General features: G+C 42.9%; 27 protein-coding genes. 23 read left to right on the plus strand and 4 right to left on the minus strand.

What is annotated here, in order from left to right; all coding sequences use genetic code 11:
* Window positions 1-215 precede the first annotated feature (215 nt).
* Window positions 216-2201, plus strand: coding sequence for a CAP domain-containing protein (locus tag GMD5S_RS0203090; protein WP_000731516.1), 1986 nt, complete (start codon window positions 216-218; stop codon window positions 2199-2201).
* 121 nt (window positions 2202-2322) lie between these two features.
* Here GMD5S_RS0203090 and GMD5S_RS0203095 read toward each other — a convergent pair whose 3' ends face one another.
* The gene (locus tag GMD5S_RS0203095; RefSeq protein WP_000079162.1) at window positions 2323-2775 is read right to left on the minus strand and encodes a universal stress protein; all 453 of its coding nucleotides are present in this window, start codon (window positions 2773-2775) and stop codon (window positions 2323-2325) included.
* A 166-nt stretch (window positions 2776-2941) separates the two neighbouring features.
* On the opposite strand from GMD5S_RS0203095, the gene GMD5S_RS0203100 reads away from it, so the two are divergent.
* The 3 genes from GMD5S_RS0203100 (at window position 2942) to rpmH (ending at window position 4879) form a co-directional block, all read left to right on the plus strand.
* Window positions 2942-3241 (plus strand): hypothetical protein, encoded by a 300-nt coding sequence (locus GMD5S_RS0203100; protein ID WP_000651408.1) that lies wholly within the window; start codon window positions 2942-2944, stop codon window positions 3239-3241.
* A gap of 144 nt (window positions 3242-3385) precedes the next feature.
* Complete coding sequence (locus tag GMD5S_RS0203105; protein WP_000666454.1) at window positions 3386-4600, plus strand: pyridoxal phosphate-dependent aminotransferase; 1215 nt, start codon at window positions 3386-3388, stop codon at window positions 4598-4600.
* 144 nt (window positions 4601-4744) lie between these two features.
* Entirely contained in the window at window positions 4745-4879 is a 135-nt protein-coding gene (gene rpmH, locus GMD5S_RS0203110) for a 50S ribosomal protein L34 (protein ID WP_000831905.1), read from the plus strand.
* A 181-nt stretch (window positions 4880-5060) separates the two neighbouring features.
* On the opposite strand, the gene GMD5S_RS0203115 is transcribed toward rpmH, so the two are convergent.
* Window positions 5061-6905 carry an APC family permease gene (locus tag GMD5S_RS0203115; RefSeq protein ID WP_000488831.1) on the minus strand — a complete coding sequence of 615 codons (1845 nt, stop codon included), beginning with the start codon at window positions 6903-6905 and terminating at the stop codon, window positions 5061-5063.
* A 150-nt stretch (window positions 6906-7055) separates the two neighbouring features.
* On the opposite strand from GMD5S_RS0203115, the gene GMD5S_RS0203120 reads away from it, so the two are divergent.
* The 12 genes from GMD5S_RS0203120 to pflA all read left to right on the plus strand — a co-directional run bounded on the left by GMD5S_RS0203120 (window position 7056) and on the right by pflA (window position 17849).
* Window positions 7056-7832 carry a TatD family hydrolase gene (locus GMD5S_RS0203120; RefSeq protein WP_000575652.1) on the plus strand — a complete coding sequence of 259 codons (777 nt, stop codon included), beginning with the start codon at window positions 7056-7058 and terminating at the stop codon, window positions 7830-7832.
* Window positions 7829-8407 (plus strand): ribonuclease M5, encoded by a 579-nt coding sequence (gene rnmV / locus GMD5S_RS0203125; protein ID WP_000659978.1) that lies wholly within the window; start codon window positions 7829-7831, stop codon window positions 8405-8407. Before GMD5S_RS0203120 ends, rnmV begins: the two co-directional genes overlap by 4 nt.
* Window positions 8404-9258 carry an SDR family NAD(P)-dependent oxidoreductase gene (locus GMD5S_RS0203130; protein WP_000832168.1) on the plus strand — a complete coding sequence of 285 codons (855 nt, stop codon included), beginning with the start codon at window positions 8404-8406 and terminating at the stop codon, window positions 9256-9258. The genes rnmV and GMD5S_RS0203130 overlap by 4 nt, the downstream gene beginning before the upstream one ends.
* A gap of 186 nt (window positions 9259-9444) precedes the next feature.
* Window positions 9445-10317: a 16S rRNA (adenine(1518)-N(6)/adenine(1519)-N(6))-dimethyltransferase RsmA gene (gene rsmA, locus GMD5S_RS0203135; protein ID WP_001216884.1), complete on the plus strand. Its 873-nt coding sequence runs from the start codon at window positions 9445-9447 to the stop codon at window positions 10315-10317.
* 1 nt (window position 10318) lies between these two features.
* The gene (gene rsgA, locus GMD5S_RS0203140) at window positions 10319-11197 is read left to right on the plus strand and encodes a ribosome small subunit-dependent GTPase A (protein WP_008289073.1); all 879 of its coding nucleotides are present in this window, start codon (window positions 10319-10321) and stop codon (window positions 11195-11197) included.
* 10 nt (window positions 11198-11207) lie between these two features.
* Window positions 11208-11864: a ribulose-phosphate 3-epimerase gene (rpe, locus tag GMD5S_RS0203145; RefSeq protein ID WP_000084979.1), complete on the plus strand. Its 657-nt coding sequence runs from the start codon at window positions 11208-11210 to the stop codon at window positions 11862-11864.
* Window positions 11827-12489 (plus strand): thiamine diphosphokinase, encoded by a 663-nt coding sequence (locus GMD5S_RS0203150; protein WP_001001250.1) that lies wholly within the window; start codon window positions 11827-11829, stop codon window positions 12487-12489. Before rpe ends, GMD5S_RS0203150 begins: the two co-directional genes overlap by 38 nt.
* Window position 12490: 1 nt before the next feature.
* The gene (gene rmuC, locus GMD5S_RS0203155) at window positions 12491-13747 is read left to right on the plus strand and encodes a DNA recombination protein RmuC (RefSeq protein WP_000450905.1); all 1257 of its coding nucleotides are present in this window, start codon (window positions 12491-12493) and stop codon (window positions 13745-13747) included.
* Complete coding sequence (locus GMD5S_RS0203160) at window positions 13737-14678, plus strand: 3'-5' exoribonuclease YhaM family protein (RefSeq protein ID WP_000703210.1); 942 nt, start codon at window positions 13737-13739, stop codon at window positions 14676-14678. Before rmuC ends, GMD5S_RS0203160 begins: the two co-directional genes overlap by 11 nt.
* A 104-nt stretch (window positions 14679-14782) precedes the next feature.
* Window positions 14783-15610 (plus strand): pur operon repressor, encoded by an 828-nt coding sequence (purR, locus tag GMD5S_RS0203165; protein ID WP_002874197.1) that lies wholly within the window; start codon window positions 14783-14785, stop codon window positions 15608-15610.
* 66 nt (window positions 15611-15676) lie between these two features.
* Entirely contained in the window at window positions 15677-16933 is a 1257-nt protein-coding gene (locus GMD5S_RS0203170; RefSeq protein WP_000856549.1) for a diaminopimelate decarboxylase, read from the plus strand.
* A 121-nt stretch (window positions 16934-17054) separates the two neighbouring features.
* Window positions 17055-17849, plus strand: coding sequence for a pyruvate formate-lyase-activating protein (gene pflA, locus GMD5S_RS0203175; protein ID WP_001288281.1), 795 nt, complete (start codon window positions 17055-17057; stop codon window positions 17847-17849).
* A gap of 71 nt (window positions 17850-17920) precedes the next feature.
* On the opposite strand, the gene yidC is transcribed toward pflA, so the two are convergent.
* Both yidC and GMD5S_RS0203185 read right to left on the minus strand, forming a co-directional pair.
* Window positions 17921-18850 carry a membrane protein insertase YidC gene (gene yidC / locus GMD5S_RS0203180; RefSeq protein ID WP_008289070.1) on the minus strand — a complete coding sequence of 310 codons (930 nt, stop codon included), beginning with the start codon at window positions 18848-18850 and terminating at the stop codon, window positions 17921-17923.
* A gap of 77 nt (window positions 18851-18927) precedes the next feature.
* Window positions 18928-19206, minus strand: a complete 279-nt coding sequence (locus tag GMD5S_RS0203185; RefSeq protein ID WP_001174609.1) for an acylphosphatase — start codon at window positions 19204-19206, stop codon at window positions 18928-18930.
* A 33-nt stretch (window positions 19207-19239) separates the two neighbouring features.
* On the opposite strand from GMD5S_RS0203185, the gene GMD5S_RS0203190 reads away from it, so the two are divergent.
* The 7 genes from GMD5S_RS0203190 (at window position 19240) to GMD5S_RS10470 (ending at window position 24209) form a co-directional block, all read left to right on the plus strand.
* Window positions 19240-19980: a TrmH family RNA methyltransferase gene (locus GMD5S_RS0203190; RefSeq protein WP_008289068.1), complete on the plus strand. Its 741-nt coding sequence runs from the start codon at window positions 19240-19242 to the stop codon at window positions 19978-19980.
* Window positions 19981-20034: 54 nt separating this feature from the next.
* Window positions 20035-20718 (plus strand): Bax inhibitor-1/YccA family protein, encoded by a 684-nt coding sequence (locus GMD5S_RS0203195; protein WP_001076860.1) that lies wholly within the window; start codon window positions 20035-20037, stop codon window positions 20716-20718.
* 109 nt (window positions 20719-20827) lie between these two features.
* Window positions 20828-21820, plus strand: coding sequence for an aspartate--ammonia ligase (gene asnA / locus GMD5S_RS0203200; protein WP_000747998.1), 993 nt, complete (start codon window positions 20828-20830; stop codon window positions 21818-21820).
* Between the two features lie 64 nt (window positions 21821-21884).
* Window positions 21885-22424, plus strand: coding sequence for a 16S rRNA (guanine(966)-N(2))-methyltransferase RsmD (gene rsmD / locus GMD5S_RS0203205; RefSeq protein ID WP_000706939.1), 540 nt, complete (start codon window positions 21885-21887; stop codon window positions 22422-22424).
* On the plus strand, window positions 22414-22902 hold the full coding sequence (coaD, locus tag GMD5S_RS0203210) for a pantetheine-phosphate adenylyltransferase (protein WP_001280714.1): 489 nt from the start codon (window positions 22414-22416) through the stop codon (window positions 22900-22902). The genes rsmD and coaD overlap by 11 nt, the downstream gene beginning before the upstream one ends.
* On the plus strand, window positions 22886-23923 hold the full coding sequence (locus tag GMD5S_RS0203215; protein WP_000730776.1) for a SepM family pheromone-processing serine protease: 1038 nt from the start codon (window positions 22886-22888) through the stop codon (window positions 23921-23923). Before coaD ends, GMD5S_RS0203215 begins: the two co-directional genes overlap by 17 nt.
* A gap of 55 nt (window positions 23924-23978) precedes the next feature.
* On the plus strand, window positions 23979-24209 hold the full coding sequence (locus tag GMD5S_RS10470; RefSeq protein ID WP_008289067.1) for a DUF1146 family protein: 231 nt from the start codon (window positions 23979-23981) through the stop codon (window positions 24207-24209).
* The last annotated feature ends 1 nt before the right edge of the window (window position 24210 follow it).

Raw genomic sequence — 24210 nt, forward strand, 5'->3', positions numbered from 1 at the left:
ATTCAGAAAGCGAATAAATATAAAATCCTCATGCTACTACAATATGCTCTTTTTTAAGGCAGAAAGTCAACTTGTTTATTTCAGGCCTGTTAACAAGTTGATGTGAGGAGTTCACTCTAGCTTTGAGGTTTAGTTATAAAATTGTGCACAATTGCTTTCCAAATTTTTATTATTTTAATTTTCAAGTTTAAAAATTAAAGAATTAAGAGGTTGAAATGAAGAAAAAATATACCTATTTGACAGCTTCTGTTTTAACAGCTGTAACAATGCTTCCAACTTTTGCACCAAGTGAAGCTCACGCTGCTTACAATTGGAATGGAAATAATAGCTACTATACAAGAACTAGCCGTCGTTCAAGCAATCGTACTTCTAACCGTACTACTGCAAATCGTAGCCGTACATCAAACTATACTGTAAGAAGTTACAGCTACAATAGTTATTACCCAAGCTATAACTATGGCTACAATAGCTACTACCCAAGCTATAACTATGGATATGGTAGCTATTACCCAAGTTACAACTACGGTTACAATAATTGGAATAACTACTATGGCTATGGCAACAGTAGCAACTACTATGGTTATAACTATTGGAATAATTACAACAACCTTGCTAGCGATGAAAACTATATTTACTGGAATGGCAATCACTACTACCGTATGAACGATGGTAGCTTCCGTATTTATCGTAACGGTCAGTGGAAACCTTTGACAAACAATAGTAATAACAACTCATCTACTAACAACTTGGAAAACGATCCTCACTATCGTTACGAAAATGGGTACCATTACTATGTATTGGACAATGGTGATTATTACTACTACCAAAATGGTAAGTGGGTATTGGTGAAAGATTCTGCTGATACAACACTAGCACAACCGGCAACACCTGCTGAACCAAAACCAGAACAACCAACAACTCCGGTTGAGCCAGCACAACCAAGTCAACCTGAAGTTCCTGCTCCAACACCAGCAGAACCAGAGACTCCAACACCAGCACCTAGTGATAAACCTGAAGAGCCGACAACACCAACTGAGCCACAACCAGCACAACCAGCACAACCAGCAACTCCAAGTGTTGACCTACCAGAAAATCCACCAATTAATGGTGCTGATAGTGAATTTGATCCATTCAAGCCATCAACAGAAACGCCAGTAGAACCAAAACCAGCAACACCAGCAACTCCAGCTATCCCAACAACGCCAGGTTTAGTAACGACTGATGAACCAAGTGAAAACCAAATCCCTGATTATGTTGAAAAACCAGCTGAAGGATTGGAACACTTGGCTTGGGCACCAAATGGACAAACTCCAAAATTGGTTTACCCACCAGGTAAACCAGGTGATGCAGTCCTCAAGAATGATAAAAACTACTACTTCGACGGTAGTGTACATTACTACTATGTACCATCTAACTCAGAGCGTACAGGTTACTCAGCATACTGGAAGTGGCTTGGAGGAAAATGGAAACTTCAAGGGATGACTGATCCAAACGATCCAGCTCGTGATCCAAAACTTCACGAAAACACTGCTGATGACGAGTACATGTACAGTGACAAGAACTCAAGTGTGAAACTTTACTCAACTAACTTGGTAACGACTGCTAAAGCAGGTCAAGCATTGCCATTCAAGAATGTTGAAGAGTTCAAAAACTATGTCATCGAAAAAATGAATCCTAAGTTCCTTGATAACTCTGGTTGGGATGCTAAAGTTGAGTGGGAAATCGAAGATCCAGAAATCTTTGAGAAGACGAAAGAAAACCCATACGCTAAGGACTATGTCTTGATTGCAAATCTCAAGAGTGGTGTCGAAGACAAGAAATACAGTGATGTAGAATTTGGTTATGTGAAGTTTGTTTACCGTGTTGAAGCAACAAACGATACAAATTATGACTATGTTTCAAAAGCGAAAGAAGCTTTCGCTAAAATCAATGAAGAGCGTAAAGCTCAAGGATTGAAAGAATTGACTTGGTCTGAAGACATTTATCAAAATCAAGCACTTCCAAAAGTAAATGAAATTTCACGTCAATACGATAGCACAGGCTTTGTAGGACGTCGTGATGAAGATGCTGCTGTTGTCGTTAAGAAATGGGCAAACAGTGGTTTGAGAGACTTGCTTCTCGATCCGAATGTCACTGAAGGAGCTGTAGCAGCAGTAGTTGATGGAAACGGTGTATACTACTGGGCATACAGTTACAAATAATTCAATCTTTTGAGATTGACTACTTTCTAAATAAGATAGAGGCTTTAAACAATTGATTAAAGCCTTTTTGTGACCCAATCAGGACAAACAAAAAGGAGCTCAAGGCTCCCTTTTTTAATGATTACAATGTTTTTTCACTTTCTCTCACGACCAGCAAATCGACTTTTGCATGGCGGAGAATGTACTCAGATGAAGAGCCAACCAAGAGGCGTTCAAAGGCATTGAGCCCTGTTGCACCAACGAGAATCAGATCAACATTTTCTGCGTCTGGAATAGTACGGGCAAGGAGGGTTTTTGGATTTCCCATTTCGATGACGATGTGAATATCGGTCACACCAGCATCTCTTGCGCGCTTTTCGTACTCCTTCATCAGACTTTCAGCATCGACTTGGAGTTCTTCGTAAACTTCAGCATCAAAGGTAGATACGCTTTGAAGAGCGCGTGTGTCAATAACATGGGCAATGGTGAGCTTGGATTCGTTGCGTAGAGCAGTGTAAACACCTTTGACGAAAGCCAAGTCCGCTTCTTTAGAACCATCAATTGCGACCATAACATTTTGGTAACGTTGTGCCATAATGAAACCTCCTGAAATTTTCTTACTGTTATTGTAACCCTTTTCACTAAAGAAGTAAAGTAAAAATCATATTTAAATAAATATTATTGGAGATTCAATTTGGTGGAGATATGTTAAAATAAAAGAAAACGAGCTAGTAGGAAAGACAGCGAGGGGATGAGAAAGTATGAAAGATTTTGTTCAAGCTTCTAAAAAAATAAGTTTTTTTTATCATGGAATTATCCTTGCGTCACTTGTAGGTGAAGTAGTGATGCTTTGGCAGCTGGAAAGAGTCGTGCCCGTTCTCTATCCAGGATTTGTTGGTTTTCTTCTCGTTCACTTAGTCTACCACATCATTTTATTTGTGATTGCAAAGAGAAGTGGTCGCTTGGACTATCTGGTCACGTGGGGGCTCTTTCTCATGTTTAATCTTTTGTATGATTCCTTTTTAGCGCTGATCTTTCTAGGTATGTCTTTTGGTATGTGAGAAAATACTTCTGTATTCTAGTTGTTTAGATGGTGAGAACTTAGTCGTTGTGAGTTTTTTTCTTTGCTTGCTCATTTCAGGAAACTTGTCGCAATCCCTTTCTAGTGGTATAATGTTACTATCTCGATGAATTGAGGAAACAAGATGAAAGAATATAACAAGTCTAGTAAGTTAGAGCATGTTGCTTATGATATCCGTGGCCCTGTTTTGGAAGAAGCTATGCGGATGCGAGCAAACGGAGAAAAGATTTTACGTCTGAATACAGGGAATCCAGCAGAATTTGGCTTTACAGCGCCAGATGAGGTCATTCATGACTTGATTATGAATGCGCGTGATAGTGAAGGATATTCTGACTCCAAAGGGATTTTCTCAGCCCGCAAGGCCATCATGCAGTATTGCCAACTGAAGAAATTCCCTAATGTAGACATTGATGATATCTACCTTGGAAATGGTGTCAGTGAGCTGATTGTTATGTCCATGCAAGGACTTTTGGATAATGGCGATGAGGTCTTGGTGCCTATGCCAGACTATCCTCTCTGGACAGCCGCTGTCAGCCTAGCTGGGGGAAATGCTGTTCACTATATCTGTGATGAAGCTGCAGAGTGGTACCCTGATATTGACGATATTAAGTCAAAAATTACTTCCAATACCAAGGCAATCGTCCTTATCAATCCGAACAACCCAACTGGAGCCCTTTATCCTAAGGAACTCTTGTTGGAGATTATTGAGATTGCCCGTCAAAACGATTTGATCATTTTTGCGGATGAAATTTATGATCGCATGGTGATGGATGGGCATGTGCATACGCCTGTGGCAAGCTTGGCACCAGATGTTTTCTGTGTCAGCATGAATGGTTTGTCAAAATCTCACCGTATCGCTGGTTTCCGTGTAGGATGGATGGTCTTGTCTGGTCCTAAGCACCATGTCAAGGGCTATATCGAAGGTCTCAATATGCTGTCCAATATGCGTCTTTGCTCTAACGTTTTGGCCCAGCAAGTCGTACAAACTTCACTAGGTGGGCACCAGTCAGTGGATGAATTGCTCCTTCCTGGTGGACGGATCTATGAGCAAAGAAACTTCATTTACAATGCTATTCAAGATATCCCAGGTTTGTCTGCGGTCAAGCCGAAGGCAGGTCTTTATATCTTCCCTAAAATTGACCGCAATATGTACCGCATCGATGATGATGAACAGTTCGTTCTTGATTTCTTGAAGCAGGAAAAGGTTCTCTTGGTTCATGGTCGTGGTTTTAACTGGAAGGAACCAGACCATTTCCGTATCGTTTACCTTCCTCGTGTGGACGAATTGGCGCAAATCCAAGAAAAGATGACACGTTTCTTGAGTCAGTATCGTAGATAAGGCTTTCATAGGGAAAAGCAGGAAACATTTACTTAGAGCTATTGACAAATAGGTAAGAATCAGATAGAATAGTAAAGTATGTTTAGTAACTGATCACTTTATAGCCGGCTAAACGAATACAAAATCTATGAGGAGGTATTCATCGTGAAACGTACTTATCAACCAAGTAAACTTCGTCGTGCGCGCAAACACGGATTCCGTAACCGTATGTCAACTAAAAACGGTCGTCGCGTATTGGCAGCTCGTCGTCGTAAAGGACGCAAAGTTTTGGCTGCTTAATCCAAACGAATTCAACAAAGAAGTCAGTAGGAACTCGAGTCTACTGGCTTTTCTTTTGATTTCAAAGAGTGCATTGTCCACGAAATCGGTCATTTCAGATGAAACTCATGGAGGGCTCATTTAAAGGTCACATACAAAAAAACTCAAAACCAGAAATAAGTTACTGATTTTGAGTTTTTGTTTATTCTTTTAAGTGATAAGAGTAGCTAGCGACAACGACGTCTTCGTGCCATCTGAGAGCGTATTTTAGTTTGAGGCTCATTTGATTGTGCAGGATATTTTGCCAAGGCTTGTTAGGGATAAACTGTGGGACAAGGACTGTAACAGTGTAGTTTTTTTGCTTAGCTTCTTGGGCGATTCGTTTGACATACTTAACGCTAGGGGTGATGATGTCGCGGTAGCTAGTATTGATATTCTTCAGAGTGATATTTGGGAAGTAATCGGCAAATTCCTGAAGAATTTCTTGGTCTTTTTCTGCCGTTTCTTTAGTAGAAATGTGCATGGCTAACACTTCGTCACCGATACTTTGAGCGTAGTTAATGGCTCCGACACTTACTCGAGTAACATTTCCTACTAGGACAAGAACCAGATTGCCATCGTAGGTACGTTTTTCAATTCCTTCGTAGAGTCGTAGCTGTTTTGCCACTTTTTGGTAATGGCTGTGAATGGACAAAAAGAGGAAAGTTAAAACTAGGATAATTGGAAAGAAAGGCCAGATATCACCCAGTCTGAAGAGGAGTAAAATGAGGACAATAGCATAACAAATGATGGCCCCAAGGATATTAGCAAAGGCAGGTTTTAAGAAGTTTGCTCCTTTTTCCTTTTTCCAATGACGAATCATCCCAGTCTGAGAAAGGGCAAAGGGAACGAAGACCCCGATAGTATAAAGAGGAATCAAGCGTTCAGTATTCCCATTAAAAATGAGAAGAAGGATCATAGCTCCAAAGGCCAGAGTTAAGATACCGTTGGAGTAGCCAAGGCGATCCCCTTTTTCCATAAAGAGATGGGGCATGTACTTGTTTTTAGCCATATTGTATGCCAGCATAGGGAAGGCTGAAAAGCCAGTATTTGCAGCTACAGCTAGAATTAAGGCTGTCGAGAACTGGAAGAGATAGTAGCTAGCATGACCAAAGAATGAATCACCAAGAATGCCCTTGGCCATTTGCGAGAGGATGGTTTCTCCATTTTGAGGAGTGATGCCCATCCAGTAGTTTAGGAAGGTAATGCCTGCAAAAAGGAATCCTAAAATGAGGGACATGATGGTCAAGGTCTGAGCAGCATTCTTTTCTTTCGGAGTTTTGAAAAATGGTACCGCATTTGAAATAGCCTCAACCCCTGTCAGAGAGGCAGAGCCACTGGTAAAGGCTCTTAATAGGAGAACGATGGAAAGGCTCGGAACGGTTTGCCCAATGGTTGAAGTCGCCTGATAGTTTAGGGAACCTGTAAATAGTTGAAAGAACCCATAAAGCAAGAGAAAGACGGTACTGAAGATAAAGAGGTAGACGGGAATCATCAGAGAGCTGGCAGATTCTTTCAATCCTCTTAAATTCAAGAGCATGAGCAGGCAGACTAGGAAAATAGAGATATGAAGATTATAGGGATGGAGGGCAGGGATGGCTGCTGTAATAGCATCAGCTCCAGACGCAACGGATACGGCTACTGTCAGCATATAGTCAACAAGGAGACTGCCTCCTGCAATCAAGCCCAGTTCAGGGGAAAGATTTTCCCGAGTGACCATATAAGCTCCTCCACCTTGAGGATAGGCATGAATGATCTGACGATAAGAAATGGTCAAACTAGCGAGCAGTAAGAGGACAAAAATACCAATAGGGAGGCTCCACCAAATAGCGAGAGGAGACAGACTGACTAATACGAGAATGACTTGTTCGGGCCCATAGGCAATAGAAGACAGGGCATCACTGGATAACATTGCAAGTGCCTGCATTTTTCCCAACAATCCCCCTTCGCCGTCTGTGAGAGACTTGAGTGGTCGACCGATAAAGGTATATTTTAATTTTCTAAACATTTTCTTTTCCTTTGCTGAAAATTTCAATAAGTGTTATTATACTGCTTTGAAAAAGAGCAGTCAAGGGAGAATGATTGGTATTAGAATATTTTTACAAGCCGAGGGATGCTATTTTTGGTATAATAATGGAAGAAAATGAGGTTAGAAGAGATGATTTTTGATACGCACACACATTTAAATGTGGAAGAATTTACAGGCCGTGAGGCAGAAGAAATCGCCTTGGCTGCTGAGATGGGTGTGACGCGGATGAATATTGTTGGTTTTGACAAGCCAACCATTGAACGGGCCCTAGAGTTGGCAGATGGGTATGAGCAACTCTACGCAACTATTGGCTGGCATCCGACTGAAGCAGGGACATACACAGATGAGGTCGAAGCTTACTTGCTGGAAAAACTAAAACATCCAAAAGTTGTTGCCTTGGGGGAGATTGGTCTGGACTATCACTGGATGACAGCATCTAAGGAAGTACAGGAGCAGGTTTTTCGCCGTCAGATTCAGCTGTCCAAGGACTTGGATTTACCTTTTGTGGTCCATACCCGCGATGCGCTGGAAGATACTTATAAGATTATCAAGAGTGAGGGCGTCGGCCCTCGTGGTGGCATCATGCATTCATTTTCAGGTTCTCTGGAGTGGGCTGAGAAGTTTGTCGAGCTTGGTATGACGATTTCCTTCTCAGGAGTGGTGACTTTCAAGAAGGCGACAGATGTTCAGGAAGCAGCTAAAGAGTTACCTTTGGATAAGATTTTGGTAGAGACAGATGCCCCTTACTTGGCACCAGTTCCTAAACGTGGCCGTGAAAACAAAACAGCCTATACTCGCTATGTGATAGACTTTATTGCGGATTTGCGTGGGATGACGACTGAGGAGTTAGCCGCAGTAACAACTGCAAATGCAGAGCGTATTTTTGGATTGGAAAAACAATCATGAAAGAAAAAATTTCCCAAGTCATCGTAGTCGAAGGACGGGATGATACGGCCAATCTCAAACGTTACTTTGATGTAGAGACCTATGAAACACGAGGTTCTGCAATAAATGACCAGGATATAGAGCGGATTCAGCGCCTGCATGAACTGCATGGAGTCATTGTCTTTACAGATCCAGATTTTAATGGGGAGCGGATTCGTCGCATGATTATGACGGCCATTCCAACAGTACAGCATGCCTTTCTCAAGCGAGATGAGGCTGTTCCCGAATCTAAGTCCAAGGGACGTTCTCTGGGAATCGAACACGCCAGCTATGAAGATCTAAAAACAGCGCTGACTCAGGTGACAGAGCAATTTGAAAACGAGAACGAGTTTGACATCAGTCGTGGTGACTTGATTCGCCTAGGTTTCTTGGCGGGAGCAGACAGTCGTAGGCGCCGAGAGTATCTAGGCGAACAGCTCCGCATCGGCTATTCCAATGGAAAACAGCTGCTCAAGCGGTTGGAGTTGTTTGGAGTGACCTTGGCAGAAGTGGAAGAGGTGATAGCTAAGTATTCAGTCCAAGGGAGTCAGAAATGAAAAGAGTGATTATTACAGGTGGCAATAGTGGCATTGGTTATCAGGTTGCTAAACAGTTGGCTGAAAAAGGCTGGTCGGTAACTCTCTTTTGTAGACGGGAAGAAGCTGCGGAGCAAGCTTGTGAGGAAATTCGTCGACAGACAGGAAATCCACATGTAGATTATATCTTGGTTGATCTATCTGATATGAAGAGTGTCAGGGAAGCAGCGGAACAGTATATTCAAAAAGAAGACTTTCTAGACGTTCTAATTAACAATGCAGCTGACTTTGATTTGTCAGTTAAAAAGCCCATCCTGACTAAGGATGGTTTAGAAAAGCAATTTGCGACCAATGTTGCCGCCCCTTTCTTGCTTTCTATCTTGTTGAAAGGTTTGTTAGAAAAGTCTGAGAGTGGTCGGATTATTAATATTTCTTCTCAAGGGCTGATACTCTATCCTTTCATGAAACTTGATTTTGAAAATTTATCTGGTCAAAAACATTACAGTCCTGCTAAGACCTATTATCAAAATAAACTGGCCTTGTTGATGTTGTCACTTTATATGCGAGAACATTGGGAAGGTATCAAGGTTCAGGCAATCCGTGTGACCAATGTCAAAGTAGATATGCGTCGCTACAATCACCTCAGCGCTTTTATGAAAAATCTGTATAAAATTAAGTCAAAACTTTCGATTAGTCCTGAAGAAATGGCCAAAGTTTATACAGCTTTATCTACAGAAGATCGCTATGAAGGATTTTTGTATGACGAGAAATGCAAGGAAGTAAAAGCAAATGCACCTGCTTACGAAGAAGAGGAGCAAGAAAAACTCTATTCTTTGCTTGAGCACCTGACTTTCTCAAGAGACAATCCATAAAGGATGAGAAAAATAAATTTCATGGACTGCTTCAATAGTGGAAAGAAATTCAGATATTTAACTCTGTTTGGAGTGACCTTGGCCGAAGTGGAAGAAGTGATGGAAAGTTATGATAATAGCTAAGCACTCCCAAAATACCAGGGGAATGTGTTACAATAGAGGTAGTAACTATAGAAAAGAGAATAGATGAGAATTGCAGATTATAGCGTGACCAAGGCAGTGCTGGAGCGTCACGGTTTTACATTTAAAAAGTCCTTCGGGCAAAATTTCCTGACGGATACCAATATTCTTCAAAAGATCGTGGATACGGCTGAAATTGATAACCAGGTTAATGTCATTGAAATTGGGCCAGGAATTGGTGCTTTGACGGAGTTTTTGGCTGAGCGTGCGGCAGAGATTATGGCCTTTGAGATTGACCACCGTTTGGTACCGATTTTGGCAGATACTTTACGTGATTTTGACAATGTTACCGTAGTCAACGAGGACATTCTCAAAGTTGACTTGGCCCAGCATATCCAGAATTTCAAAAATCCTGACCTGCCCATTAAGGTGGTAGCCAACTTGCCTTACTACATTACGACGCCTATTCTCATGCACTTGATTGAAAGTGGCATTCCTTTTAGCGAGTTTGTGGTTATGATGCAAAAAGAAGTGGCAGATCGCATCTCAGCCCAACCCAACACCAAGGCTTACGGTAGTTTGTCGATTGCTGTCCAGTATTATATGACAGCTAAGGTTGCCTTCATCGTGCCTCGTACGGTCTTTGTGCCAGCCCCAAACGTGGACTCAGCCATTTTAAAAATGGTGCGCCGTCCAGAGCCTGCTGTAGCAGTGGAAGATGAGAACTTCTTCTTTAAGGTTTCCAAGGCTAGTTTCACTCATCGCCGCAAGACCTTGTGGAATAACCTGACAGGCTACTTTGGCAAGACTGATGAAGTCAAGGAAAAGTTGACCAAGGCTTTGGATCAGGCAGGCTTGTCTCCATCTGTGCGTGGGGAAGCACTTAGCTTGGAAGAATTTGCTAGCCTTTCAGATGCGCTTAAAGGACAAGGACTCTAAGATGCAGGGACAAATCATTAAAGCCTTGGCAGGCTTCTATTATGTGGAGAGTGAGGACCAAGTCTATCAGACACGTGCGCGCGGGAATTTTCGTAAAAAAGGCCACACGCCCTATGTTGGGGATTGGGTAGATTTTTCTGCAGAGGAAAATTCCGAAGGTTATATCCTCAAGATTCATGAACGGGAAAACAGTCTCGTCCGTCCGCCTATTGTCAATATTGACCAAGCTGTGGTGATCATGTCCGTCAAGGAACCTGATTTTAACAGCAATTTGCTGGATCGGTTCTTGGTTCTTCTGGAACACAAGGGCATTCATCCCATCGTCTATATTTCCAAAATGGATTTGCTGGAAGATAGCGAAGAATTAAGTTTTTATCAACAAACCTATCGTGCCATTGGTTATGACTTTGTGACCAGTAAGGAGGAACTCCTGCCTTTGTTGACAGGAAAAGTGACGGTCTTTATGGGGCAGACAGGTGTTGGAAAATCAACACTCCTTAATAAAATCGCACCAGACCTCAATCTTGAAACAGGAGAAATCTCAGACAGTCTGGGTCGCGGTCGCCATACTACTCGAGCTGTTAGTTTTTACAATCTCAATGGGGGTAAAATCGCGGACACACCAGGCTTTTCATCACTGGATTATGAAGTGTCAACGGCTGAAGACCTCAATCAGGCCTTTCCAGAGATTGCCAGTGTCAGTCGAGACTGTAAATTCCGTACTTGTACCCATACCCATGAACCGTCCTGTGCGGTTAAGCCGGCTGTCGAAGAGGGTATCATTGCATCCTTCCGTTTTGACAACTACCTGCAATTTCTCAGTGAAATTGAAAATCGCAGAGAAACCTATAAAAAAGTCAGTAAAAAAATTCCAAAATAAGGAGAAACCTATGTCTCAATACAAGATTGCTCCGTCAATTCTGGCAGCAGATTATGCCAACTTTGAATGTGAAATCAAACGCCTAGAAGCAACTGGTGCAGAATATGCCCATATCGATATTATGGATGGTCACTTTGTACCACAAATCAGTTTTGGTGCCGGTGTGGTTGAAGCTCTTCGCCCCCATAGCAAGATGGTCTTTGACTGCCACTTGATGGTCGCTAATCCAGAGCATCATTTAGAGGACTTTGCGCGTGCAGGTGCAGATATCATCAGTATCCATGTGGAAGCAACGCCTCATATCCATGGGGCTCTTCAAAAAATTCGTTCTCTTGGTGTCAAACCTTCTGTTGTCATTAACCCTGGTACGCCTGTGGAGGCAATCAAGCACGTTCTTCACCTAGTTGACCAAGTCTTGGTCATGACGGTTAACCCTGGATTTGGAGGACAAGCCTTTCTGCCTGAAACCATGGACAAGGTTCGTGAGTTGGTTGCCCTTCGTGAAAAAAAAGGACTGAACTTTGAAATTGAAGTCGATGGCGGTATTGATGACCAGACCATTGCTCAGGCCAAAGAAGCTGGAGCAACCGTTTTTGTAGCAGGATCCTATGTCTTTAAGGGAGATGTCAATGAACGAGTGCAAACTCTCAGAAAACAACTGGACTAGGGTTGCTGTTTTTGCCGGCGGAGATCGCGGTCATTATCGGACGAATTTTGATTGCTTTGTCGGTGTGGATCGTGGCTCACTCTGGGTCTTGGAAGAAGACCTGCCTCTCGCTCTAGCAGTTGGGGATTTTGATTCGGTGACTGCAGAAGAGCGTCAGTTGATTCAAAAACGTACCCAACATTTTGTTCAAGCTCAGCCAGAAAAAGATGATACGGATCTGGAATTGGCTCTCTTGACCATCTTTGAGCAAAATTCTCAGGCTCAGATCACTATTTTCGGTGCTCTTGGTGGTCGGATTGATCATATGCTGGCCAATGTTTTTCTTCCGAGTAATCCCAAGTTAGCACCCTATATGCGCCAGATAGCGATTGAGGATGGGCAAAATGTGATTAGCTATTGTCCAGAAGGGACCAGTCAACTTCAACCTCGTTCGGATTATGACTATCTAGCCTTTATGCCAGTTCGGGATAGTCAGTTGACCATTATCGGTGCCAAGTATGAGTTGACAGAGGAAAATTTTTTCTTTAAAAAAGTGTATGCTTCTAACGAATATATAGATAGGGAAGTTTCGGTGACTTGCCCAGATGGCTATGTCGTCGTGCTGCATAGCAAGGACAGGAGGTAGGATGGAGACTGTATTACTACTATTATTAATTGCCAACCTAGCTGGACTCTTTCTCATTTGGCAAAGGCAAGATAAGCAAGACAAGTACCTAGCCAAGAGCTTGGAGGATCAGGCAGACAATCTTTCAGATCAACTGGATTACCGCTTTGAACAAGCCAGACAAGCCAGCCAGCTGGATCAAAAAGACTTGGAAGTGGCTGTCAGCGACCGTTTGCAAGAAGTGCGAATGGAGTTGCACCAAGGGCTGACTCAAGTTAGACAGGAGATGAACGAGAATCTCCTTCAAACCAGAGATCAGACCGACCAACGCCTTCAAGCCCTGCAGGAGTCCAATGAGCAACGTTTGGAACAAATGCGTCAAACTGTCGAGGAAAAGTTAGAAAAGACCTTGCAGACACGCTTGCAGGCTTCCTTCGAGACAGTTTCCAAACAACTGGAGTCTGTCAATCGTGGCCTGGGAGAAATGCAGACAGTTGCCCGCGATGTTGGCGCACTCAACAAAGTTCTCTCTGGGACCAAGACGCGAGGGATTCTAGGAGAATTGCAACTGGGGCAAATCATCGAAGACATCATGACACCAGCCCAGTACGAACGAGAATTTGCAACGGTTGAGAACTCTAGCGAGCGAGTGGAGTATGCCATCAAGTTACCTGGACAGGGGGACCAGGAATATGTCTATTTACCGATTGACTCCAAGTTTCCACTGGCGGATTATTACCGCTTAGAAGAAGCTTATGAAGCAGGCGATAAGGACGAAATCGAACGTTGTCGTAAGTCACTTTTAGCTAGCGTCAAGCGCTTTGCCAAGGATATCAAGAGCAAGTATCTGGCGCCGCCTCGAACGACCAATTTTGGAGTCTTGTTTGTTCCAACAGAAGGACTTTACTCAGAAATCGTCCGCAATCCTGTCTTCTTTGATGATTTGAGACGGGAGGAGCAGATTATTGTTGCTGGTCCAAGTACCCTATCAGCCCTGCTTAACTCTCTATCAGTTGGCTTCAAAACTCTCAATATCCAAAAGAGTGCAGATCATATCAGCAAGACTCTTGCTAGCGTTAAGACTGAGTTTGGCAAGTTCGGGGGGATTTTGGTTAAGGCACAAAAACATCTTCAACATGCCTCTGGCAATATTGATGAATTATTAAACCGTCGTACCACAGCTATCGAGCGGACGCTCCGTCACATTGAGTTATCAGAAGGTGAGCCTGCGCTTGATCTACTCCATTTCCAAGAAGATGAGGAAGAATATGAAGATTAGTCACATGAAAAAAGATGAGCTGTTTGAAGGTTTTTACCTGATTAAGTCAGCTGACCTAAGACAGACGCGTGCTGGGAAAAACTACCTAGCCTTTACCTTCCAAGACGATAGCGGCGAGATTGAGGGGAAACTATGGGATGCCCAACCTCATAACGTTGAGGCCTTTACCGCTGGGAAGGTGGTCCACATGCAGGGACGTCGAGAAGTGTACAATAATACTCCTCAAGTCAATCAAATTACTCTCCGCTTGCCTCAGCCTGGGGAACCCAATGATCCAGCTGACTTCAAGGTCAAGTCACCAGTTGATGTCAAGGAAATCCGTGACTACATGTCGCAAATGATTTTCAAGATTGAAAATCCTGTCTGGCAGCGTATCGTTCGTAGTCTCTACACCAAGTATGATAAGGAATTCTACTCCTATCCGGCTGCCAAGACCAACCACCACGCCTTTGAAACGGGTTTGGCCTATCATACAGCAACCATGGTGCGCTTGGCAGATGCTATTAGTGAGATTTATCCTCAGCTCAACAAGAGCCTACTCTATGCGGGGATTATGCTGCACGACTTGGCTAAGGTTATTGAGTTGACGGGACCAGATCAGACGGAGTATACAGTACGAGGCAATCTCCTTGGCCATATCGCCCTGATCGATAGTGAGATTACCAAGACCGTCATGGAACTGGGCATCGATGATACTAGAGAAGAAGTGGTGCTACTGCGCCATGTTATCCTCAGTCATCATGGCTTACTGGAGTATGGAAGTCCAGTCCGTCCACGTATCATGGAGGCGGAGATTATCCATATGATTGACAATCTAGATGCCAGCATGATGATGATGTCAACAGCTCTAGCTTTGGTGGATAAAGGAGAGATGACCAATAAAATCTTCGCTATGGACAATCGTTCCTTCTATAAACCAGATTTAGATTAATAATTTAAGAAAAACGAGCATTTTTTACGCAATAATGTTCGTTTTTTTATGTGAATGTGGTATAATGGATAAAATATCAAAATTAAATGGAATGGTAAATAAAAATGAAATTAAGAAGAAGTGATCGGATGGTTGTCATTTCCAACTATTTGATTAATAATCCATACAAACTAACAAGTCTCAATACCTTTGCAGAAAAGTACGAATCTGCTAAATCATCGATTTCAGAGGACATCGTGATTATCAAGCGTGCCTTTGAGGAAATCGAAATCGGCCATATTCAGACTGTGACTGGAGCAGGTGGTGGCGTTATCTTTACACCATCAATTTCGAGTCATGAAGCCAAAGAAATGATCGCAGACTTGCGTGACAAACTTTCAGAAAGCGACCGTATCTTGCCAGGTGGCTACATTTACCTGTCTGATTTGCTTAGTACGCCTGCCATTTTGAAAAATATTGGGCGTATCATTGCCAAGAGCTTTATGGACCAAAAAATCGATGCCGTTATGACAGTAGCAACAAAAGGTGTGCCACTCGCAAATGCAGTTGCCAATGTCCTCAATGTTCCATTTGTCATTGTGCGCCGTGATTTGAAAATTACCGAAGGTTCAACGGTCAGCGTCAACTATGTTTCAGGTTCCAGCGGTGACCGCATTGAGAAAATGTTCCTTTCAAAACGCAGCCTCAAGGCAGGCAGTCGTGTCTTGATTGTGGATGACTTTTTGAAAGGCGGCGGAACGGTCAACGGGATGATTAGTCTCTTGCGTGAGTTTGATTCAGAGTTGGCTGGTGTTGCAGTCTTTGCAGACAATGCCCAAGAAGAACGTGAAAAGCAGTTCGATTACAAGTCACTCTTGAAAGTAACCAATATTGATGTTAAGAACCAATCCATCGATGTTGAGATTGGAAATATCTTTGACGAAGACAAATAAGAGATAGAACTAAAGGTTGGAACGATTGTCCCAGCCTTTCTTTGCAAACAGAATAGAAGGATGCTTATGAAAACACCATTTATCAGCCGTGAAGATTTAGAAACAATTGTTGCAGAGTTCCCGACTCCCTTTCACTTGTATGATGAGAAGGGGATTCGTGAAAAAGCAAGAGCAGTCAACCAGGCCTTTTCTTGGAATAAGGGATTCAAAGAATATTTTGCAGTCAAGGCCACTCCAACTCCAGCCATCTTGAAAATCCTCCAAGAAGAAGGTTGTGGTGTGGACTGTTCTAGTTATGTAGAGCTTTTGATGAGCCATAAACTGGATTTCCCCGGTTCTGAAATCATGTTCTCTTCTAACAACACGCCTGACAAGGAATATGCCTATGCGCGTGAATTAGGTGCGACCATTAACTTGGATGCCTTTGAAGATATTGAACATCTAGAGCGAGCGGCAGGCATTCCAGAAATTATCTCTTGTCGTTACAATCCTGGAGGAGTTTTTGAGCTAGGGACAGACATCATGGACAATCCTGGAGAAGCCAAGTTTGGCATGACCAAGGATCAGCTTTTTGAAGCCTTTGCGGTTTTGAAGGAAAAAGGAGCCAAGACATTTGGGATTCACTCTTTCCTAGCATCCAATACCGTCACCCATCTCTACTACCCAGAGTTGGCGCGTCAGCTTTTTGAATTAGCCGTTGAAATTAAGGAAAAGTTGGGTATTTCGCTAGACTTTATCAATCTTTCCGGCGGAATCGGAGTCAATTATCGCCCAGACCAGGAGCCAAATGACATCGCTGTGATTGGTGAGGGAGTTCGTAAGGTTTATGAGGAAGTCCTCACACCTGCAGGACTTGGTCAGGTCAAGATTTTTACTGAATTAGGCCGCTTTATGTTGGCGCCTCACGGAGCTTTGGTCACAAGAGTCACTCATAAGAAAAAAACCTACCGTACCTATCTGGGCGTGGATGCCTCAGCAGTCAACCTCATGCGCCCCGCCATGTATGGAGCCTACCACCATATCACCAATCTGACCCATCCAGATGGACCAGTTGAGGTGGTAGATGTGGTTGGTTCACTCTGTGAAAACAATGATAAATTTGCAGTGAACCGCGAACTACCTCATACAGAAATCGGTGATTTGCTAGTGATTCATGATACAGGTGCACATGGATTCTCCATGGGTTACCAGTACAATGCCAAACTACGCTCGGCAGAAATCCTCTATACCGAAGAAGGAAAAGCCCGCCAAATCCGCCGTGCAGAGCGCCCTGAGGACTATTTTGCAACCTTGTATGGTTTTGATTTTGAATCGGATCATTAAAAGAAATTGAAAATGAAAGTGAAAAACAGATTGCTTTCTAAAAAATAGACAAAAAAACCTTGTTTTTCACCTTACTCGTGATATAATAAAACTATAAAACGGTTTCAAGGAAGGTGACGATATGTCTGAAGAAACAATTGACTATGGACAAGTGACAGGAATGGTGCATTCGACAGAGAGTTTTGGGGCGGTAGATGGCCCTGGGATTCGGTTTATTGTCTTTTTGCAGGGCTGTCACATGCGTTGCCAGTACTGCCATAACCCAGACACATGGGCTATGGAGACCAATAAATCACGCGAACGGACAGTAGACGATGTCTTGACAGAAGCCCTTCGCTACCGTGGTTTCTGGGGAGACAAGGGAGGAATCACTGTCAGTGGTGGAGAAGCCCTCTTACAGATTGATTTCCTAATTGCCCTCTTTACCAAGGCCAAGGAAAAAGGAATCCACTGTACCTTGGATACCTGTGCCCTTCCGTTCCGTAATAAACCACGTTATCTCGAAAAGTTTAATAAACTCATGGCGGTAACAGACTTGGTTCTTCTGGATATCAAGGAAATCAACGAAGAACAGCACAAGATTGTCACAAGCCAAACCAATAAAAACATCTTGGCCTGTGCCCAGTACCTATCAGATATCGGGAAGCCTGTTTGGATTCGCCACGTGCTGGTTCCAGGATTGACAGATAGAGATGAGGATTTGATCGAACTTGGTAAGTTTGTCAAGACCCTCAAAAATGTTGACAAGTTTGAAATCCTACCTTATCATACGATGGGAGAATTCAAGTGGCGTGAACTAGGGATTCCTTATTCGCTTGAAGGGGTCAAACCTCCAACAGCAGACCGTGTCAAGAATGCCAAGGAATTAATGGATACAGAAAGTTACCAAGATTACATGAAACGTGTTCATGGATAAAAAAGAAGCCTGATGGAGACATCGGGCTTTTGTGATGCAAAAAGACTTAGCCTCTCAGCTAAGCCTTTTTCTTATTTTCTAGAATGTTGTTTACCAGCATTGCGTTTTTTATGTTTCTTATTAGTCATGATCGCAGTTGCTTGGTTTGGAGTGACATCTTTGCGTCCGCCTCCAGTTGAAAATGAACTTGCTTTTGGTGGGTTTTTTGCAAATTCTTCACGAACTTTTTTGCGGAGTTTTGGACGAACAACATAGTTAACGATGAACTGTTGGAGAATCATCATGAAACCACCGACAACCCAGTAAAGCGTCACACTTGCTGGTGCGAAGAAGGAGAAGACGACAATCATGAGTGGACTCACGTAAATCATTTTCTTGAGCTGTGCTCTTTGCATCTCGTCTTCTACTCCATGAAGTGAAAGAAGTGATTGGAGATAGTAGAGGATACCAGCGAAAGCGACAAGGAGCAGACTTGGTGAACCAAGATCGATACCCAAGAAGGTAGAGCTAGCTACCCCGTCAGTGTATTGGGCTGCAAAGTAGATAGCAGAGAAGAAAGGCATTTGAATGAGGATAGGGAAACATCCTACACCACCGAACATGCTAATGCCATGTTCTTTCTGAGCTGCAAAGAGAGCTTGTTGAGCCTCAAGTTTTTCTTCTTGAGTGGTTGCTTCTTTGAGACGTGTTTGATGTGGTTCAAGCACGTGTTTGAGGGCATTCATCTTTTCAGAGTGAAGCGTTGCCTTCCATGATTGGTAGATACCAAGTGGCAAGATAATCAAGCGCACGATGATGGTTACGATGATGATAGCCACACCAAAGCCTAGACCTTTATCAGTAGCGAAGTACTTGATAGCTTCAGCCATAGGTGCTCCGATGGTATTCCAAATCAATCCTGTAGGTTGTCCTGTGGCTTTGTCTACTTGGACACAGCCTGTCAAGACGAGTAGCATAGCCACTCCCATAGCAGAGAGGGCAAAACGTTTAATAGATTTCAATGTTTTCATTCCTTCTTTAAAAATTATACCTTTCTATTCTACTGTTTTTTTGTAAAATATACAATAGTTCTAGAGACCTAATTTGCGACTTTGAAGTCCGAATAGGATGAAAAGTTGCTCATTTGTACATCTAGATAGGTAACTTTTGAAAAAGGTGTCGGACCTTTTCGGATTTCTTGGATAAATTTTGCCATAGTGGCAGAGGAGTCTGCCTGAGCAAGAATTTCCACTGTGCCATCGTCGTTATTCCAGACACGACCAGTGATGCCACCGATTTCAAGAGCTAAAGTAACAACACCCCAACGAAAACCAACACCCTGCACCCTGCCTTGGGCAATCATTCTAACCTTTTGCATACCAAACCCCTTTGATTGTGTTATAATATTTCTATGACTATTATAACCTCAAAAGCCAATTCTGTGGTAAAAAATGCCAAGAAATTACATCAAAAAAAATATCGAAAGTCTGCTTATTTGATTGAAGGCTGGCACTTATTCGAAGAAGCTGTTCAAGCAGGAGTGACGATTGAAAAGGTCTTTGCCCTAGAAAGTTACCGAGATCAGCTAGTTGCTTTTCCTCAAACTATTTGGGTTTCAGAGGAGATTTTGCTAGATTTGGCAGATACGCAAACTCCTCAAGGCATTGTTGCAGTGATTCAAAAAGAAGAAGTGGGACTGCCTGATCTCCATCAGGGCAAGTATCTATTTTTAGAGGATGTTCAAGATCCTGGTAATGTGGGCACCATGATTCGGACGGCGGATGCGGCAGGTTTTACAGGGGTTATTGTTTCAGACAAGTCAGCAGATATATACAGTCTCAAGACCCTGCGTTCCATGCAAGGAAGTCATTTTCATTTGCCTATCTATCGTATGCCTCTTGTCAGCTTTGTAGAAGAGGCAAAGAAGAGCAATTTGCCCATTCTGGCAACGACCTTATCGAGAGAGTCAAAGGATTATCGTGAGCTTTCTTCACTAGAGAACTTTGTTTTAGTCATGGGAAATGAAGGGCAGGGGATTAGTTCTGTCATGGCTGAGAGTGCTGATCAGCTGGTTCATATTGGCATGAAAGGCCGAGCAGAAAGTCTCAACGTAGCAGTTGCAGCAGGAATTTTGATGTTTTATTTTAGCTAATTTATAAAATCTTTGTTATAATCAAGACATATTTATAGAAAAAGGAGAATCAGAATGAATCAAACGATTATTCAAGAACGTTCAGGTCTTAATCAATTTTACGCTAAGGTTTATGCTTTTGTGGGACTTGGGATTGGTCTATCGGCTCTCGTGTCAGCTTTGATGTTGACAGTCTTCCAAGCTCAATTGACTTACTTTTTAATGCATGGCCGTCTCTGGTTGATGATTGCAACTTTTGCAGAACTTGGTTTAGTCTTTGTTGCAAGTAGCATGGCTACAAAAAATAGCCCAGCAGCTCTCCCAGTATTTTTAGTTTATTCTGTTTTAAATGGCTTTACGCTCAGCTTTGTCGTAGCCCTCTATACACCTGGGACCGTCTTATCAGCCTTTGTATCCAGTGCCCTTCTCTTCTTTGTCATGGCGGCAATCGGAATTTTCACCAAGAAAGATTTGAGTGGAATGGGACGAGCTCTGATGGCTGCGCTTGTCGGGTTAATTATTGCCATGGTCGTTAACCTCTTTCTAGCCAATAGTTTCTTTGACTACATGATTAGTATTGCCATGGTCTTGGTTTTCTCAGGTTTGATTGCTTGGGACAACCAAAAGATTCGCTATGTTTATGAGCAGTCACGAGGGCAAGTAGCGACAGGATGGGTCATCTCAATGGCGCTCAGCATCTATCTAGACTTTATCAACCTCTTCCTTAGCATCTTACGAATCTTTGGTCGAAATGATTAATGAATGACAGAGTCAGTGTTCAAAAGAGCACTGACTTTTTCTTATTTACTCTTTTCTTTTCTTGGAAATAGGTGTATAATGCTTTTAACTAATTTTTGAGGAGCTGTTTATGAAGAAAAGTTTTATTCATCAACAAGAAGAAATTTCCTTTGTGAAGAACACTTTTACCCAGTATTTGAAAGATAAGTTAGAAGTTGTTGAAGTTCAAGGTCCTATCTTGAGCAAGGTCGGGGATGGGATGCAGGACAACCTATCAGGTGTCGAAAATCCAGTATCTGTCAAGGTTTTGCAGATTCCAGATGAAACCTATGAAGTCGTTCACTCACTTGCCAAATGGAAACGCCACACCTTGGCTCGTTTTGGTTTCGGTGAAGGTGAAGGTCTGTTTGTTCATATGAAGGCCCTTCGTCCAGACGAAGATTCGCTCGACGCGACCCACTCAGTTTATGTGGACCAGTGGGACTGGGAGAAGGTTATCCCAAACGGTCAACGCAATATCGCCTATCTCAAGGAAACTGTTGAGAAGATTTACAAGGCTATCCGTCTGACAGAGCTAGCCGTAGAAGCCCGCTACGATATCGAATCCATCTTGCCAAAACAAATCACCTTCATTCACACAGAAGAGTTGGTGGAACGCTATCCAGATCTAACACCGAAAGAGCGTGAAAATGCGATCTGTAAAGAGTTTGGTGCAGTCTTCTTGATTGGTATCGGTGGCGAGTTGCCTGATGGCAAACCTCATGACGGCCGCGCACCTGACTACGATGACTGGACAACAGAGTCTGAAAATGGCTACAAGGGGTTGAATGGCGATATTCTCGTTTGGAACGAATCTCTTGGTTGTGCCTTTGAACTTTCATCAATGGGGATTCGGGTAGATGAGGATACCCTTCGTCGCCAAGTGGCTCTTACAGGGGACGAAGATCGTCTTGAGCTGGAATGGCATAAAGCCTTGCTTAACGGCCTTTTCCCACTGACAATTGGTGGGGGTATCGGACAGTCTCGGATGGCCATGTTCCTTCTTCGTAAGAAACACATCGGAGAGGTTCAGACCAGTGTCTGGCCTCAAGAAGTCCGCGATACGTACGAAAATATTTTGTAGAGAATCGAACCGCAAGGTTCGGTTTTCTTTCTCTTTTTGCCTATAATTTGGTATAATAAACGGTATGAAAATCGTATCAGGAATCTACGGAGGGCGTCCCCTCAAGACGCTAGAAGGCAAGACGACGAGGCCGACATCAGATAAGGTGCGTGGAGCTATCTTTAACATGATAGGTCCCTATTTTGAGGGCGGTCGTGTCTTGGATCTCTATGCTGGCAGTGGTGGTTTATCCATTGAGGCAGTCTCGCGTGGGATGTCCCATGCTGTCTTAGTGGAACGGGATCGAAAGGCGCAAGCTATCATCGCTGAAAACATCCAAATGACCAAGGAAGCTTCCAAATTTCAACTCTTAAAGATGGAGGCTGAACGGGCCTTGGAGCAAGTGAAAGGTCCCTTTGACCTGGTCTTTTTAGACCCTCCCTATGCCAAGGAACAAATCGTTGCAGATATCGAAAAAATGGCAGAAAGAAACCTTTTCTCCGAAGAGATCATGGTTGTCTGTGAAACCGATAAGTCTGTAGAACTACCAGAAGAAATCGCCTGCTTAGGTATCTGGAAGGAAAAAATATATGGGATTAGTAAGGTGACGGTCTATGTCAGATAAAATTGGATTATTTACAGGTTCATTTGATCCGATGACAAATGGACATCTGGATATCATTGAACGTGCCAGCAAACTTTTTGATAAGCTCTATGTCGGGGTGTTCTACAATCCCCACAAACAAGGTTTTCTCCCTGTTGAAAATCGCAAACGAGCAGTCGAAAAAGCGGTGGCGCATTTAGATAATGTAGAGGTGCTGGCTTCTCATGACCAACTAGTCGTAGATGTTGCAAGAAGACTGGGTGCTAAGACCCTTGTCCGTGGCTTGCGAAATACCACCGACTTGCAATACGAGTCTAGTTTTGATTACTACAATCATCAACTGGCTCCAGAAATCGAAACCATTTACCTATATAGTCGCCCAGAGCATCTTTATATTAGCTCTTCAGCCATGAGAGAACTTCTGAAGTTTGGTCAGGAGATTCAGCAATATGTCCCAAACAGTGTTGTGGAGGAATTAGAACATGAAGAAAAAAACTAGATGGCCCTTATATGTCATCCTAGCACTAGTATTGACTTTTTTAGCCTTTGTAGTACCTTTACCATACTACATAGAAGTTCCAGGTGGAGCGGAAGATATTCGTCGCGTTTTGAAAGTCAATGAAACAGAAGACACAGAACCAGGAGCTTACCAGTTTGTAACAGTCGGCATTCGACACGCCACCCTGTCGCATCTTGTCTATGCTTGGTTAACGCCTTTCACAGATATTAGAAGTGCCAAGGAGACTACGGGTGGCTCTACTGATGCAGAGTTTATGCGAATCAATCAGTTCTATATGCAAACTTCTCAAAATATGGCCAAGTATCAAGGACTGAAGACGGCTGGAAAGGATATCGAACTCAAGTACCTGGGAGTTTACGTCTTGACCGTGACGGATAATTCGACTTTTAAAGGCATTCTGAACATTGCAGACACCGTGACGGCTGTTAATGACAAAACATTTGATAGTTCAAAAGACTTGGTCGACTATGTCAACTCTCAACAATTAGGGGACACGGTCAAGGTAACCTATGAAGAAGACGGAAAAGTCAAGTCTGCAGAAGGTAAAATTATCACTCTCGAAAACGGAAAAAACGGGATTGGGATTGGCTTGATTGACCGTACGGAAGTGACCAGTGATGTTCCCATTCGCTTTTCAACAGCTGGTATCGGTGGGCCAAGCGCCGGTCTCATGTTTAGTCTAGCTATTTACACTCAGATAGCAGATCCAGAACTTCGTAATGGTCGCGTCGTTGCGGGAACGGGAACCATTGATCGCGATGGAAATGTTGGCGACATCGGTGGAATTGATAAAAAAGTAGTTGCAGCCTCTCGTCAGGGAGCCAACATCTTTTTTGCCCCTGACAATCCAGTCACTGAGGAAGCAAAAAAAGCAGATCCCAATGCGAAAAGCAACTATGAAACAGCCCTAGAAGCCGCCAAAACCATCAAAACAGAGATGAAAATCATTCCCGTTAAGACCTTGCAGGATGCAATTGATTACCTTAAAAACAATCCCTAATTTGTAGAAAAATCGAAAACTAGCGCGCAAGCGGATAAGATGGTATAATAGTCAAATGGTTCAATTATTATTCACTCTAAGTAGTCATATACTCTTTATTTATTTGAGTTTTTACCTTTTGAAGGATCTTGTGAGATGGGAAAAGGTTTTAAAAGTGACCACTACTAACACAAAAAAGGTTCGTTTATTGGTAGGCTTCTTTAGTATGGTGATGGGCTACATCTTGAGTTCATTCTTTATCAGTTTGTACCAACTTTGGCAAGAAGCGCTTAGAGGACTATTATAAA

The organism is Streptococcus sp. GMD5S, from assembly GCF_000298715.2.
GTDB lineage: Bacteria > Bacillota > Bacilli > Lactobacillales > Streptococcaceae > Streptococcus.

Excerpts from the sequence above, each read along its gene's own strand:
- GMD5S_RS0203160 (WP_000703210.1), top strand. The coding sequence starts at position 13,737 with ATGAAGATTAGTCACATGAAAAAAGATGAGCTGTTTGAAGGTTTTTAC.
- GMD5S_RS0203095 (WP_000079162.1), bottom strand. The coding sequence starts at position 2,775 with ATGGCACAACGTTACCAAAATGTTATGGTCGCAATTGATGGTTCTAAA.
- rsgA (WP_008289073.1), top strand. The coding sequence starts at position 10,319 with ATGCAGGGACAAATCATTAAAGCCTTGGCAGGCTTCTATTATGTGGAG.
- GMD5S_RS0203130 (WP_000832168.1), top strand. The coding sequence starts at position 8,404 with ATGAAAAGAGTGATTATTACAGGTGGCAATAGTGGCATTGGTTATCAG.
- GMD5S_RS0203195 (WP_001076860.1), top strand. The coding sequence starts at position 20,035 with ATGAATCAAACGATTATTCAAGAACGTTCAGGTCTTAATCAATTTTAC.
- rsmD (WP_000706939.1), top strand. The coding sequence starts at position 21,885 with ATGAAAATCGTATCAGGAATCTACGGAGGGCGTCCCCTCAAGACGCTA.
- GMD5S_RS0203115 (WP_000488831.1), bottom strand. The coding sequence starts at position 6,905 with ATGTTTAGAAAATTAAAATATACCTTTATCGGTCGACCACTCAAGTCT.
- purR (WP_002874197.1), top strand. The coding sequence starts at position 14,783 with ATGAAATTAAGAAGAAGTGATCGGATGGTTGTCATTTCCAACTATTTG.
- rpe (WP_000084979.1), top strand. The coding sequence starts at position 11,208 with ATGTCTCAATACAAGATTGCTCCGTCAATTCTGGCAGCAGATTATGCC.
- GMD5S_RS0203150 (WP_001001250.1), top strand. The coding sequence starts at position 11,827 with ATGAACGAGTGCAAACTCTCAGAAAACAACTGGACTAGGGTTGCTGTT.
- asnA (WP_000747998.1), top strand. The coding sequence starts at position 20,828 with ATGAAGAAAAGTTTTATTCATCAACAAGAAGAAATTTCCTTTGTGAAG.
- rsmA (WP_001216884.1), top strand. The coding sequence starts at position 9,445 with ATGAGAATTGCAGATTATAGCGTGACCAAGGCAGTGCTGGAGCGTCAC.
- GMD5S_RS0203215 (WP_000730776.1), top strand. The coding sequence starts at position 22,886 with ATGAAGAAAAAAACTAGATGGCCCTTATATGTCATCCTAGCACTAGTA.
- coaD (WP_001280714.1), top strand. The coding sequence starts at position 22,414 with ATGTCAGATAAAATTGGATTATTTACAGGTTCATTTGATCCGATGACA.
- GMD5S_RS0203105 (WP_000666454.1), top strand. The coding sequence starts at position 3,386 with ATGAAAGAATATAACAAGTCTAGTAAGTTAGAGCATGTTGCTTATGAT.
- GMD5S_RS0203190 (WP_008289068.1), top strand. The coding sequence starts at position 19,240 with ATGACTATTATAACCTCAAAAGCCAATTCTGTGGTAAAAAATGCCAAG.
- GMD5S_RS0203120 (WP_000575652.1), top strand. The coding sequence starts at position 7,056 with ATGATTTTTGATACGCACACACATTTAAATGTGGAAGAATTTACAGGC.
- GMD5S_RS10470 (WP_008289067.1), top strand. The coding sequence starts at position 23,979 with ATGGTTCAATTATTATTCACTCTAAGTAGTCATATACTCTTTATTTAT.
- GMD5S_RS0203090 (WP_000731516.1), top strand. The coding sequence starts at position 216 with ATGAAGAAAAAATATACCTATTTGACAGCTTCTGTTTTAACAGCTGTA.
- rnmV (WP_000659978.1), top strand. The coding sequence starts at position 7,829 with ATGAAAGAAAAAATTTCCCAAGTCATCGTAGTCGAAGGACGGGATGAT.
- GMD5S_RS0203185 (WP_001174609.1), bottom strand. The coding sequence starts at position 19,206 with ATGCAAAAGGTTAGAATGATTGCCCAAGGCAGGGTGCAGGGTGTTGGT.
- GMD5S_RS0203100 (WP_000651408.1), top strand. The coding sequence starts at position 2,942 with ATGAAAGATTTTGTTCAAGCTTCTAAAAAAATAAGTTTTTTTTATCAT.
- pflA (WP_001288281.1), top strand. The coding sequence starts at position 17,055 with ATGTCTGAAGAAACAATTGACTATGGACAAGTGACAGGAATGGTGCAT.
- rmuC (WP_000450905.1), top strand. The coding sequence starts at position 12,491 with ATGGAGACTGTATTACTACTATTATTAATTGCCAACCTAGCTGGACTC.
- GMD5S_RS0203170 (WP_000856549.1), top strand. The coding sequence starts at position 15,677 with ATGAAAACACCATTTATCAGCCGTGAAGATTTAGAAACAATTGTTGCA.